Annotated in this window: 14 protein-coding genes; 5 read left to right on the top strand and 9 right to left on the bottom strand. The window is 61.0% G+C overall.

The features are described from left to right. Positions 1–8 precede the first annotated feature (8 nt). The 5 genes from FRT59_RS04135 to FRT59_RS04115 form a co-directional block, all read right to left on the bottom strand. Positions 9–941, bottom strand: coding sequence for a D-2-hydroxyacid dehydrogenase (locus FRT59_RS04135; protein WP_153870464.1), 933 nt, complete (start codon positions 939–941; stop codon positions 9–11). A gap of 108 nt (positions 942–1,049) precedes the next feature. Next, complete coding sequence (locus tag FRT59_RS04130) at positions 1,050–1,343, bottom strand: YcgL domain-containing protein (RefSeq protein WP_003189597.1); 294 nt, start codon at positions 1,341–1,343, stop codon at positions 1,050–1,052. Continuing rightward, positions 1,340–2,473, bottom strand: coding sequence for a ribonuclease D (gene rnd / locus FRT59_RS04125; protein ID WP_034118658.1), 1,134 nt, complete (start codon positions 2,471–2,473; stop codon positions 1,340–1,342). Before rnd ends, FRT59_RS04130 begins: the two co-directional genes overlap by 4 nt. Positions 2,474–2,595: 122 nt before the next feature. Further along, positions 2,596–3,195: a class I SAM-dependent methyltransferase gene (locus tag FRT59_RS04120; RefSeq protein WP_034118657.1), complete on the bottom strand. Its 600-nt coding sequence runs from the start codon at positions 3,193–3,195 to the stop codon at positions 2,596–2,598. Positions 3,196–3,296: 101 nt separating this feature from the next. After that, positions 3,297–4,667, bottom strand: coding sequence for a glutamine synthetase family protein (locus FRT59_RS04115; protein ID WP_153870463.1), 1,371 nt, complete (start codon positions 4,665–4,667; stop codon positions 3,297–3,299). Positions 4,668–5,008: 341 nt separating this feature from the next. On the opposite strand from FRT59_RS04115, the gene FRT59_RS04110 reads away from it, so the two are divergent. Beyond that, complete coding sequence (locus tag FRT59_RS04110) at positions 5,009–5,782, top strand: transporter substrate-binding domain-containing protein (RefSeq protein WP_153837715.1); 774 nt, start codon at positions 5,009–5,011, stop codon at positions 5,780–5,782. A gap of 34 nt (positions 5,783–5,816) precedes the next feature. Here the strand turns inward: FRT59_RS04110 and cynR are convergent, their stop codons facing one another. Then, complete coding sequence (cynR, locus tag FRT59_RS04105) at positions 5,817–6,668, bottom strand: transcriptional regulator CynR (protein WP_153870462.1); 852 nt, start codon at positions 6,666–6,668, stop codon at positions 5,817–5,819. Between the two features lie 112 nt (positions 6,669–6,780). On the opposite strand from cynR, the gene FRT59_RS04100 reads away from it, so the two are divergent. The 3 genes from FRT59_RS04100 to FRT59_RS04090 are packed head-to-tail and all read left to right on the top strand — an operon-like array spanning position 6,781 to position 8,819. Beyond that, positions 6,781–7,422: a carbonic anhydrase gene (locus FRT59_RS04100; protein WP_034118653.1), complete on the top strand. Its 642-nt coding sequence runs from the start codon at positions 6,781–6,783 to the stop codon at positions 7,420–7,422. Between the two features lie 28 nt (positions 7,423–7,450). Then, on the top strand, positions 7,451–7,921 hold the full coding sequence (gene cynS / locus FRT59_RS04095; protein WP_034118652.1) for a cyanase: 471 nt from the start codon (positions 7,451–7,453) through the stop codon (positions 7,919–7,921). 55 nt (positions 7,922–7,976) lie between these two features. Then, positions 7,977–8,819, top strand: coding sequence for a cache domain-containing protein (locus tag FRT59_RS04090; protein WP_153870461.1), 843 nt, complete (start codon positions 7,977–7,979; stop codon positions 8,817–8,819). A gap of 87 nt (positions 8,820–8,906) precedes the next feature. Here FRT59_RS04090 and FRT59_RS04085 read toward each other — a convergent pair whose 3' ends face one another. Both FRT59_RS04085 and pobA read right to left on the bottom strand, forming a co-directional pair. Then, positions 8,907–10,424, bottom strand: coding sequence for an MDR family MFS transporter (locus FRT59_RS04085; protein ID WP_198809585.1), 1,518 nt, complete (start codon positions 10,422–10,424; stop codon positions 8,907–8,909). Positions 10,425–10,490: 66 nt separating this feature from the next. Further along, positions 10,491–11,675 carry a 4-hydroxybenzoate 3-monooxygenase gene (gene pobA, locus FRT59_RS04080; RefSeq protein ID WP_198809605.1) on the bottom strand — a complete coding sequence of 395 codons (1,185 nt, stop codon included), beginning with the start codon at positions 11,673–11,675 and terminating at the stop codon, positions 10,491–10,493. 189 nt (positions 11,676–11,864) lie between these two features. On the opposite strand from pobA, the gene FRT59_RS04075 reads away from it, so the two are divergent. Continuing rightward, the gene (locus FRT59_RS04075) at positions 11,865–12,740 is read left to right on the top strand and encodes a helix-turn-helix domain-containing protein (RefSeq protein ID WP_034118648.1); all 876 of its coding nucleotides are present in this window, start codon (positions 11,865–11,867) and stop codon (positions 12,738–12,740) included. Here the strand turns inward: FRT59_RS04075 and FRT59_RS04070 are convergent. Further along, a complete protein-coding gene (locus FRT59_RS04070; protein WP_034118647.1) occupies positions 12,733–12,912 on the bottom strand; it encodes a hypothetical protein in 180 nt (59 codons plus the stop codon). The two genes, FRT59_RS04075 and FRT59_RS04070, sit on opposite strands and share 8 nt — an antisense overlap. Positions 12,913–12,975: the final 63 nt, after the last annotated feature.

Genomic DNA, 12,975 nt, shown 5'->3' with positions numbered 1-12,975 from the left:
GCCCAGGATCAGTACCCGCGCTCGAAATCCACTTCACCGCGCAACGCTTGCTTGGCCTGATACGCCCGCACGTTCTGCACAAACAACGCCACCATCATCGATGGCGAAGTCGGCGCCGAGCTGTGCCCGGTCAACAGCAAACCCCAGGCCGTCCAGAAGGGATGGCGTTGTGGCAACGGCTCCTGGCGGCACACGTCAATCACCGCGCCGGCCAGGTGCCCTTCCTTCAGTGCTTCGACCAGATCGGCGTCCACCACCGCCACGCCGCGCCCGACGTTGATAAACAACGCGGTCGGCTTGAATTGCTTGAACAGCGCGGCGTCGTACAGGTCGTGGGTGTCCGGCGTGTTGGGCAACAGGTTGATCACGTAATCCACCTCCCCCACCAAGCGGCTCAACTGGTCGAGTTCGGCCACTTCGAGAAACGGCGCTTGTTCCCGGGCTACGCGGGCGATGCCGTACAGCGTGACGCCAAACGGCACGAGGAAGTCGGCCACGCTCTGGCCAATATCGCCGGTGCCGACGATCAGCACTTTGCGCCCCGCCAGGCTCTGGCCCATGCGGTTGTCCCACTTGCGCTCGACCTGGCTGACCAACCGCGCCAGCACTTCACGCTCGTGGCCAAGCATGTAGGTGAGGACGAACTCGGCCATGACTTGACCAAAAATGCCGACGGCGCGGGTCAGGCGGTAATCGCGGGGCAAGCCATCGGCCAGCAGCGGCGTGATGCCGGCCCAGGTCGATTGCAGCCATTGCGGGTGATGGCCCTGGCGCAACAGGGTCGCCAACAGATCGGGCTGGCCCAGCCATACCGGGCAATCGGCGGCCAGGCGCGAGAGTTCGGCCGAATCGCCGCTGGTCAGTACTTCAAGGTCTGGGGCCGCTTCCTTGAGCAATTGGGCGTAGAGCGGGTGATCCTGTTCAGCAATCAGAACACGCATGGTTCAAACCTTTGAAAAAACAGTGCAGACGGCCGCCCGCATCCTTACGGCCACCGTCCTCTAATACGATTCCATTCAAGCCTGTGCCCTGATGCGGGCACTGATCGATCACATCGGGTCGTTGCGGCGCAGCAGCTCTTCGGGCAAGTGCTCGATGTACTCATCCTCGGCCGGCGGCATTTGCAGGTGGTAGCCCTGCTTGTCGAGGTTTTCCAGCACTACCGCGATGTCTTCGCGCGACAGCTTGCGCTCCGGCGTCAGCACCATGTCGAACGCGTGATGCGCCTTGCCGAAGGCCTCCATCAAGGGTTCAGGCACGCGCTCCAGGGCGTCGCTTTTGAGCACGTAGAGGTACATGCCGTCTTTTTTCTTGCTGCGATAGATCGAGCAAATACGTTTCAAGGCTGTTCTCCGGCATTGGCCAGGCTGTCGAGCAGCGCCTGGCCCATCAACTCGCGGCGCCAGCCACGCAGCGAGTCTGGCAATTGGTAAGGCCCATCGGGGTAGCCGCTTTTGACCAGGGCCTCGAGGGTTTTCTTGCGCAGCATCAGTTCCGGCGCCATGTCCAGGCGCTCGGCGAACGTCTGGCCCAGAGCGCGCAGTTGCTTGATCAGCGCGGCGGCATCTACCGGCAAGGGTTCGGCAACAGCGGGAGGCCATTGGTCCATCGGCACGCTGCCGGTACGCTTGATCAGGTCCAGCAGGAACTGCCCATCCTGGCGCACGGTACGCGGGTGCATGTCTTCGATCTTGCCCAGGGCCGCCAGGTTATCCGGCTGGGATTTGGCCAACGGCCACAACGAATGTTCGCGAATGATGCGATTGCGCGGCAGGTCACGGGCACGAGCCTGCTGCTCGCGCCAGGCGCACAGCTCGCGCAGCACGGCGAGTTGGGCACGGGACAGTTTCCACGCCAGCTTGGCGTCGCGGTACACCTCGTAGGGGTCGACTTCGCGTCGCAGGTTGGCAACAAGCTCCGCACCGTCTTCAAGCACCCAGGCGTATTTGTCGTCTGACAATTGCGGGCGAAGCCGGGTGTAAACCTCAGCCAGGTGCACCGCGTCTTCGGCGGCATAGCTTATTTGCGTCTCGGAGAGTGGCCGCTGTAGCCAGTCCGAGCGGGTTTCGCCCTTGGGCAACTCGATATCCAGCACGGCTTGCACCAGGCGCGAGTAACCCATGGAGAAACCGAGGTTGAGGTAAGCCGCGGCCAATTGGGTGTCGAACAATGGCACCGGCAGGCTGCCGGTCAGGCGCAACAGTACTTCCAGGTCTTCGCTGCAGGCGTGCACTACCTTGATCACTGCCGGGTTTTCCAGCAAGGCGGCCAAGGGTTGCCAATTGTCGATGGTCAGGGGGTCGATCAGGTAAGCGCGTACGCCATCACCAATCTGGATCAGCCCGGCAATAGGATAAAAGGTGTCGACCCGCATGAATTCGGTGTCGAGGGCGACGAATGGCAACTGCTGCCATTCGGCGCAATGCTGGCCGAGGCTATCGTTGTCGCAGATCCAGTGAATATCGATGGCCACACGGCTCTCCCTTGAAGAATGGCGCGCAGTATATATCGCGAAAGGGACTTGCGAGCATCCGCAGTGCACATACCATCATGAAAAGCCTGACAGGAGATGAGGAATATTCCGACGAATGGAATTTATCCTCTCTTACGCAGAACGTAGACACACCACAGCGTGGAGCCCGGCAGGAACTCCTGGTAATTCAGGATTTTGAAACCCGCTTGACGAAACTCGTCCTCTACCGGTGTACCTGCATTCACGGAAACGATCACCGTGTCGCGGCTGACGCGATGAAACTCGCGCAACAACATTAATCGCACATCGCTGCCGGGCACATGACGAAACAATTCCAGGCAGAAAATGCAGTCCACCGCATTCGCCGAAAGGCCAATGGAAAACGCCGAGCCCTGGAACGTTTTGACACGCTTGAGCAGCGTTCCCGGATGATGAGTGCGAGCGTGGTCGAGCATGGCCTGGGAATTGTCCGAGGCCAGGATCACCCGGTTGACGTGCTCGGCCAACACCGGCCAGAACCGCCCCGAACCACACGCCAGGTCAAGGATGAGCCCTGGCTCCCCTGCCACCTTCAGTGCATGACGCACCAGCCGCGCATCCCGCCACGCGGCCAGGCGCTGCAACAGCCTGGGCGGACGCGGATCACCGCAGACCCTGGCATGCTCACGGTCACAGCGCTCAGTGAATTCGATCTCGATGGAGGATGGGGGTTGTGGCGACATCACGGGCTCATGTGAGTAAAACGGTAGTGAACGACCTTGATCAGCAGCTTAACCACTACAACGTGAAAAAAAGGTCGAAAGCCCCACCACCGTAAAACCGGTCACGCCTGATGCAGGTACCAACGCCAATCCTGCTCGCCGACCTCGCCCATGAACTGGCGGTATTCCTCGCGTTTGACCGCCAGGTACACGCCGAGGAATTCACTGCCGAACGCATCCCGTGCCCAGCTTGAGCCTTCAAGTGCGCGCAGGGTGGTCAGCCAGTCGGTAGGCAACAACTCCTTGGCCTGGGCGTAGCCGTTGCCTTCCACCGGGGCGCCGGGGTCGCGTTTTTCGCGGATGCCTCGATGGATGCCGGCAAGGATTGCGGCAGCCGCCAGGTAGGGGTTGGCGTCGGCGCCGCAGATACGATGCTCGATATGCCGGGAGTTGGCCGGGCCACCGGGCACGCGCAGGCTGACGGTGCGGTTGTCGACGCCCCAGGTGGCGGCCAGGGGCGCGTAGCTGTTGGCCTGGAAACGCCGATAGGAGTTGGCGTTGGGGCAAAACATCAGCAATGAATCAAGTAAGGTGCTGAGCATGCCGCCCACTGCCTGGCGCAACAGCGGCGTGCCGTCGCCAGCCTCGCTGGCGAACAGGTTATTGCCTTGGGCATCGGCCAGGCTGACATGCATATGCATGCCGGTGCCGGCCAGGTCGTCGAACGGCTTGGCCATGAAACAGGCAGTCATCCCATGCTTGTGGGCCACGCCCTTGACCAGCCGTTTATAGCGCACGGCTTCGTCCATCGCCTGCAAGGCGTCAGTGCGATGTTCGAGGGTGATTTCCACCTGGCCCGGGGCGTATTCGGAGATGGCCGTGCGCGCCGGGATCCCTTGCAGCTTGCAGGCGCTATAGAGGTCGGCGAGAAACGGCTCGATCTGCTCCAGTTCGCGCAGGCCGTAGACCTGGGTCGAGCGTGGGCGCTTGCCGTCCGCATCCCGCGCCGGTTGTGGGCGGCCGTTGCTGTCGGGTTTCTGGTCGAGCAGGTAGAACTCAAGTTCCGCCGCCATCACCGGGTAATAACCGTCGGCCTTGAGCCCATCGATGACCTTGGCCAGCAAATGCCGGGGGTCGGCTACAGTGGCGGGTAAACCTTCGGTGGGGTGCATGCTGACTTGCACCGCAGCGGTTGGGATCAAGCGCCAGGGCATGCGCTGCAAACTGCCGCTGATCGGGTAGGCACGGCAGTCGATATCGCCTACTTCCCACACCAGCCCGGAGTTTTCTACGTCATCACCATTGATACTCAGGCCGAGGATGGTGCTGGGCAGTGGCCGACCACTTTCGTATACCGCCAGCAGCTCGTCGCGGTGCAGCAACTTGCCGCGCGGTACGCCGTTGTTGTCGAGAATAAACAGCTCGAACATGTCGATATCGGGGTTCTGCTCAAGGAACGTCTGGGCTTCGTGCAGGTGGGCAAAAACACTCATGGGGATTTCTCATACGTTTGGGTCAGGCAGATGCGCGCAGACGCGCCATCCATGGAATAGATCAACGTAGGAGAGAGGTATCTGGCGGGCGTGCGTGTCGGCAATGGAACAAGGCCCAGAACGCAAGCGCTGACGGCAATGTCGCGGTGTGAGTAACGGGGCAACCGTGCATGCGCGAATCACAGTGATAGAGACATCTGAGCGTCACACGCCTGGATACGCGATTAAATCCAGGCTTGACGGAGTTTGGTTACCGTTCGGCTAAACATTCAGCGCCTTGCCACACTGCCCGGCGCTGGAAATAATGAACGCCCCCGACCGTGCCCCAAGGACTCGACTGCATGAAAGCTCCTCTGGCCCTCTGTGTACTGGCAAGCCTGGCAAGCATCGCCCAGGCCGACACGACCCCATCACGCCTTGACGATGTGATCCAGCGCGGCACCCTCACCGTTTGCACCACCGGCGACTACAAGCCCTACACCTCCCTGCGCGCAGACGGCCGCTATGAAGGCATCGACATCGCCATGGCCGAGTCGCTGGCAAAGAGCCTCAACGCCAAGGTCAACTGGGTACCCACCACCTGGAAAACCCTGATGCCGGACTTCCTCGCCCAACGCTGTGATATCGCCGTGGGCGGTATTTCCGTGTCTTTGGAGCGGCAGAAAAAAGCCTTCTTCAGCCAATCCCTCGGGGTCGACGGCAAGATCCCGCTGGTGCGCTGCGCCGATGTGCAGCGCTACCAGACGGTCGAACAGATCAACCAGCCCCAGGTGCGGGTGATCGAGCCGGCAGGCGGTACCAATGAAGTGTTTGCACGCGCCCATCTGGCCCAGGCGCAGATTCGCCTGCATGACAATGTGACGATTTTCGACGAGTTACTGGCGGGTAAGGCCGATGTGATGATCACCGACGCCAGCGAGGCACGCTACCAGCAGAAGCTCAAGCCTGGGTTGTGCGCGGTTAATCCGGAGCAGCCGATGCAGTACAGTGAAAAAGCCTTTCTGTTGCCTCGCGATGATGTGGCCTGGAAGAGTTATGTGGATCAGTGGTTGCACTTGAGTGTGGCGACCGGTGGGTATGCGGGGATTGTCAGCCAGTGGCTGGCGGCGCCATGAACGAGGCCGGGCCGGATGATAATCGGGTAGATACCTAAGCCTTGATCAGCTCAACAAACGCCGCACACGCCGCACTTCGATAAGCGCCCTTACGACTCAACAATGCCGCAGTACGCTGCGGCAGCGGTGGGTCGATAGCCACGGCGTGCAGGCCCGCCTGGGCCTTGGCCAGTGCTCGCGGCAGGATCGTTGCCAATGGCGTGCTGCGTACGATCTCGATAATCGCGCTGATGGAATTGGCCTCCATCGCGATGCGCGGTTTCACCCCTTGCTGACGGCAGTAATCATCGATGTAGCGGCGGGTGGCGAAGCCCGTGTTCAGCAGCACCAGCGGTTGCTCGAGCCAGTCCAGACGATTCAATTCGGGATGTGCTGCACCTACGACCACACTCAGTTCTTCGACAAACAACGCCTCACACTCGATATCCGGCCCGTGTTCGCCGGTAAACCCGATGCCAATATCCAGCAGGTCTTCGCCCAGCGCCGCTTCGATACGGTCCTGGGTCAACTCCTCGACGCTGAGGGTGATGCCCGGGTACAGCGCATTGAACCGTGCCAGCAGTGGGCCGATCAGGTAGGCGGTAAAGGTCGGCGTCATGGCCAGGCGCAAATGCCCGCGGCTGAGGTCTTGCACATCGTGCACGGCGCGGGTGCCGGCCTGTAGGTCCTGCAAGGCCAGCCGGGCAAAACGCACGTAGGCTTGCCCCGCATCGGTCAGGCTGATGCTGCGCCCGGAACGGTCGAGCAGTGGCGCGCCCAGAGTTTCTTCAAGTTGCTTGATCTGTTGCGACAAGGTCGGCTGCGACACATGCAGCGCTTCGGCGGCGCGGGTGAAATTGCGGTGCTCGGCAACGGCCAGCAAATAACGGATATGGCGCAACAGCATCGACAACGCTCCAACTATAGGCATGACTTATAGAAAGCATAATAAACCGGTCTTGGACGCTATAGCCGAAAACTTCCATCCTTGCTCCATCAGCGACGCAAGGAGAACCACCATGCAGCATCTCATCGACGGCTTTCGCAAATTTCAAAATGAAGCCTTTACCCAACGCAGCGACCTGTTCAAACACCTGGCAACCACACAAAACCCCGGCACCTTGTTCGTGTCCTGCTCCGACAGCCGCGTAGTCCCGGAGCTTTTGACCCAGCAGGAACCCGGTGATCTGTTCGTCATCCGCAATGCCGGCAACATCGTGCCGTCCTATGGCCCAGAGCCGGGCGGCGTGTCGGCTACGGTTGAATATGCAGTGGCAGTACTCGGCGTCAGCGACATTGTGATCTGCGGGCATTCGGACTGCGGTGCAATGACCGCGATTTCCACCTGCAAATGCCTGGACCACTTGCCGGCCGTTGCCAACTGGTTGCGCCATGCCGAGTCGGCCAAGGTGATCAACGCTTCGCGCCAGCACGTCTCGGACGCTGCACGCCTGGATGCATTGGTGCGCGAAAACGTGGTCGCCCAACTGGCTAATCTCAAGACCCACCCCAGCGTCGCCCTGGCCATGGAACAAGGCCGGATGAACCTGCACGGCTGGGTATACGACATCGAAACCGGCGGCATCGACGCGTTGGACGGGCGCACTGGGCGCTTCGTCTCCCTGCTCGACCATCCGGCCACCTGCGCCCACGCCGCCTGAACCTGACTTAAACCAAGAGGACATCACCATGTTGCAATCCCAATTCGCCCAAACCCCGCGCCTGGCCCTGGCCGACACCGTTATCGACCTCAAGGCGCGCAAGAACCTGTCGTGGCAGGACCTCACCGACGGCACCGGGTTGAGCCTGGCGTTCGTCACCGCTGCCCTGCTCGGCCAGCACCCGCTACCCAAGGACGCGGCCGACATCGTGTGCGACAAACTTGGCCTCGACCAGGACGCCAGCCGCCTGCTGCAAAGCGTGCCGCTGCGCGGTAGCTTCCCAAGCGGTGTACCGACCGACCCGACCCTGTACCGTTTCTACGAAATGCTGCAGGTCTACGGTTCTACCCTCAAGGCCCTGGTGCATGAGCAATTCGGCGACGGCATCATCAGTGCCATCAATTTCAAGCTGGACATCAAGAAAGTCGAAGACCCGGACGGCGGCTCCCGTGCAGTCATCACCCTGGACGGCAAGTACCTGCCGACTAAACCCTTCTGATTGCGCGATGACCGTCTACGCTCTTGTCACATCAACAAGATCGAGGGACGGGTACATGAACACACTGCTCCGACTCACCTGGCTGCTGCTGTTGTTATGGGGCAGCCAGGTGCATGCCCAAACAGCTCAGGAAGCAGACGCGCAAGCCGCCAAGGCCCTGCTGGAAAAGGCCTTGGCGTACTACCACAAGCAAGGCGACAAGGCCCTTGCGGCCTTCAGTCGCCAGGGTGAATTCATCGACCAGGACCGCTACGTGTTCGTGGTCGATACCCAGGGCGTGCTGCTCGCCAGTGGCGGCCCCTCCTCCGCGCTGATCGGTCGCGATGTGTCCGAGGTGCTCGGGCCAGACCTGCAAGCCTCGTTCAAACAAGCGCTCAGCGTGCCCGAAGGCCAGGGTATCCAGCAGGCCGACTATCGCTGGCAGAACTGGAATGACGGCAAGGTCGAACACAAGCATGTGTTTTATCAGCGAGTGGGCCAACGCATCCTGGCGGTGGGTTATTACCTGCCACGGGCCACGCCGGAACAGGCCCGGGCTCTGCGCAACAAGGCGGTGGACGCGCTGATGAAGGATGAAACCGCCACGCTGAAAGCGATCAACGCCTTGCAGGGCGGTTTCCTGCAGGATGACCTTTATGTGTTTGTGGTCGACCTGGATACCCATCGCTATGTGGCCCACGGCACCAACCTGCGATTGGTCAACACCGACTTCGGCAAGATCAAGGACCCGGACGGCAAACCGGTGGGCGAGCCGATCCTCAAGCTGATGGCCGAGCAGGACCAGGGCGAATACAAATACCGCTGGAAAAACCCGGTGACTGGCAAGGTCGAGAACAAACACGCGTACCTGCGCAAGGCCGGCCATTTCATGGTGGCGGTGGGTTACTACAGCCCATGATCTAAATTGGAATGCAATCAAACTGTGGGAGGGGGCTTGCCCCCTCCCACATTTCGATCTCCTACATTCGGTTTATCAGGGTGCCAGTTAACGCGCCTTGTCTTCACGACCGCGCAACACTCGGTTCGGCATCGCTATCGCCGCCGCCAACCCAAGCAGCGACACCGCCGCACTCACCATCAGCAAATGCCGGAATGTCACCGCCAACTCGCCGCGCAAGGCATCCTGCGCCGGCCCGGACGCAGCGTTGAGGCCGTCGAGCAGCACGTTGCCGGAACTGCCTTCGCCCACCAGCGCGCCGCTGCCCAAGTGCACAAAACTGGAATCCTGCAACAGTGCCAGCAACAGCGCCGACATACACGCCACCCCCACGGCCCCGCCCAGGGAGCGGAACAGGTTGGTGGTGCTGGTGGCGACGCCGATGTCCCGTTGCTCCACCGAATTCTGCGTGCCTACCAACGAGGTCGGGAACTGCATACCGGCGGCAATCCCGCACAACAGCATGAACACAGCGGTGATCCCCACCGCCTGGGGCGCGCTGTAGGCCATGCCGAGAATCGCCAGCGGGCTCAATAACGCGCCACTGAGGATCATCGGTTTATAGCGGCCGGTCACCGAGGTCATGCGCCCGGCAAAATAAGCCCCCATCGGCAAACCCATCGCCAGCGGCAGCAGGTGCAGGGCGGCGCTTTCGGCGCCGGAGCCGGTCACGGTCTGGTAACGCAGGGGCATCAGCACGGTCAGGGAAATCGCCTGGAAGCTGGTGACGAAAATCGTGCACCAGCACAACACCGCGCTGCGGTTGGCAAACAGGTGCATGGGCAGCAACGGTTCGCGGGCACGGCGTTCGTGCCATACAAACACGCTCAACGCCAGCAACGCGCAAGCGAGGAACCCCAACACTTCAGTGTCACGCCAATGATGGCCCTGGCCGATTTCCGTGACGCCCAGCAGCAAGGCAGTCAGGCCGATGATCATCAGCACGGTGCCCAGGTAATCAATGATCGGCTTGCGCTGCGGCACCGGCAGCCCCACCAGGGTGCGATGGGCCAGGTACCAGGCGCCAGCGCCCAGCGGCAGGTTGATCAGGAACACCCAGCGCCACGACAGGTACTCGGTCATATAGCCGCCCAGCACCGGCCCGGCCACGCTGGCTACCGCGTACATGCTGCTGAAGTAACCCTGGTAACGCCCACGCTCACGGGGTGGGATGATGTCGCCGATGATCGCCTGGCTGACCGAGATCATCCCGCCAGCACCGATGCCCTGGAGAATCCGTGCCAGCACCAATTGCTCCATGCTCTGTGCCATGCCACAGAACAGCGACGCCAGGGTGAACGCGCCCATGCCGATCAGCATCATTGGCCGTCGCCCATACAGGTCGCCGAGCTTGCCGTAGATCGGCACGGCCACCGTCATCGCCACCATGTAGCCGGAGATCACCCAGGCCAACAGGTTGACGTCATGGAACTGCGCGGAAATGGCCGGCATGGACACGGCGACAATGGTCTGGTCCAGGGCCCCCAGGAAGATCGCCATCATCAGCGCGGCAAGGATACTGCGCACGGCGGGAACGGTTGGAGCAGGCTGATTGAGGTGAGTCACGGCGGAACCTTCGAGCAGGGCCAGCAGGCAAAGATCGCCTGCGGGAATGCTCGATACGATAGCAGGCTATTCGATAGGCTCGTATGGAAGCCCGACGTAATTTTCTGCGATGGTTATGCGCCCGGCGTCCGAGTGAATGAAATAGTCCAGCTCGCTCTCGGCAATGCGCTGGCTGAAGCCGTCCGCCTGGGGGAACTGGTGCAGCATCGAAGTCATCCACCAGGAAAACCGCTCGGCTTTCCACACCCGCCGCAGACAGATCGCCGAGTATTTTTCCAGCAGGTCCAGGCGCCCTTCTCGATACACCTTGAGCAAGATCCGGAACAACGTGCTTACATCGCTGGCCGCCAGGTTCAGGCCCTTGGCGCCGGTGGGCGGGACAATGTGCGCGGCGTCCCCTAGCAGGAACAGGCGCCCGTGCCGCATCGGCTCCACCACGAAGCTGCGCAGCGGCGCGATGCTTTTCTCAAGCGACGGGCCGGTCACCAGCTGTTCGGCCAATGCGCTGGGCAGTCGCGTTTTCAGCTCATTCCAAAAACGTGCATCCGACCATTGCTCCACGACCTCGTCCTGCGGCACTTGCAGGTAATAGCGGCTGCGCGTCGGTGAGCGCATGCTGCACAGCGCAAAGCCTCGCGGGTGCTTGGCGTACACCAGCTCGGCATGTACCGGCGGCGTGTCAGCGAGCACTCCCAGCCAACCAAAGGGATAAACCCGTTCGAACACCTTCAACGCCTCGGCCGGAATCGATTGGCGGGCCACGCCATGGAAGCCATCGCAACCGGCGATATAGTCGCACTCCAGGCGACAGGCTTGACCTTCATGCTCGAACGTCAGCCAGGGCTGCTCACCGTTGAGGTCGTGGGGCTGTACATCGGACGCTTCGTACAGGGTGCAAGCGCCAGCGGCTGCGCGGGCCGCCATCAGGTCGCGGGTCACTTCGGTCTGGCCGTAGATCATCACCGACCGGCCACCGGTCAGGGTCTTGAGGTCGATAGGGATGAGCTGCTCATTGAGCGCAATTTCAAAACCGTCATGCACCAGCCCTTCAGCATCCATGCGTTGGCTGACCCCAGCCTCGCGCAGCAGGTCGACCATGCCCTGCTCCAGCACGCCAGCACGGATGCGGCCTTGCACGTAATCAGCGCTCTGGCGCTCTAGAATAAGGGTTTGGATGCCAGCGTTGTGCAACAACTGGCCGAGCAGCAATCCGGATGGACCGGCGCCGATAATGGCGACTTGGGTTCTCAGGGTTTTCATTATTTTTATGGCCTTCGTGCTTCACCCGAACAGATAGAGTGAAAGAGTTGTCATTGGTCTTGTGGCTGACATTTTTCACTTGAGCGAGCAGCATAAGAAGGTGAAAACTGCGTCAAAGCCTGCGCTTTTCGCCAATCGGGGCGATTACCGAACCACTATCCTGAGTATCGGATTGAAACCATGACCAAAACCGCGATTCCGGTCTTCAAGCTTTACGGGGAAAGCCAGCAGTGGCCGACTCCCGATTTGTTGCACTGCGAAACCATTTCCCGACGCAGTCGGGAATACCAGTGGGAAATCCAGCCCCACCGGCACGCGGATCTGTGCCAGTTACTGTATGTACATAAAGGCCAGGCACAGCTGGAGATCGAAGGCCAGCGCACCACGCTCAACGAGTCGAGCCTGCAAGTGCTGCCCCCGCTCTGCGTGCATGGCTTTCGTTTTTCCGAAGATGTGCAAGGTTACGTGGTGACCCTATCGGCGCCGCTGGTCAGCCACTTGCAGGCGCAACTGGGCGATACCATCGATGGCCTGCAAACCCTGGGCAGTTACCCGGCGGGCAAGGACAGCGATTACTTGAACAACCTGTTCGCCCGCTTGCAGGACGAATACGCCGACGAGCAACCAGCCCGGGACATGATGTTGCACGCCCTGGTCAGCGTGCTGCTGGTGTGGGTCAGCCGCCAGGCGATCCAACGCCGTCATCCACGGGCGCCGCGTGGTCGTGAGTATTTTCGGCGCTTCACCCAATTGGTCGAACAGCATTACCGCGAGCACCCCAAGATTGAAGACTTGGCCCACAAGCTGGGCATCTCGGTCTCACATTTGAACGGGACATGTCGGGAATTGGGCGGGCAGCCTGCGTTGCAGATCATGCATGACCGCCAGTTGCTGGAAGCCAAGCGCCTGCTGACCTACACCAGCATGACCATCAATGAGATGTCCGAGGTGCTGGGTTTTTCCGATCCGACCAATTTCTCGCGGCTGTTTCGCCGTCGAGTCGGTTTTTCACCCAAGGCTTTTCGCGAGCAACTTAAAGCCGATCAGCCTACCTGAGCGCGCTGAAACTGCCGGTGCGCGGAACGCATTGGCCTTGATGGCAGCTGATGGCGAAAGCCGCCGGCTGCATGCGGGTTTGCTCAACGCGGTAAGCGGCAGTCCCATACAGCGCCGTAGCCAATGCGCAGAGGGTAAAAATCGTCAGGTACTTTCTGGTTTTGATGCTCATGGCACAGACCTCTGAACGGATCTACAGGGTGCTGTTTAAAGCATAGGTCAGTCAGGGCGAGTT

Origin of the sequence: Pseudomonas haemolytica (genome assembly GCF_009659625.1) — a bacterium.
Lineage (GTDB): Bacteria > Pseudomonadota > Gammaproteobacteria > Pseudomonadales > Pseudomonadaceae > Aquipseudomonas > Aquipseudomonas haemolytica.
The sequence above is the reverse complement of the archived record's forward strand: the minus strand, read 5'-3'. Positions and strand labels throughout refer to the sequence as shown.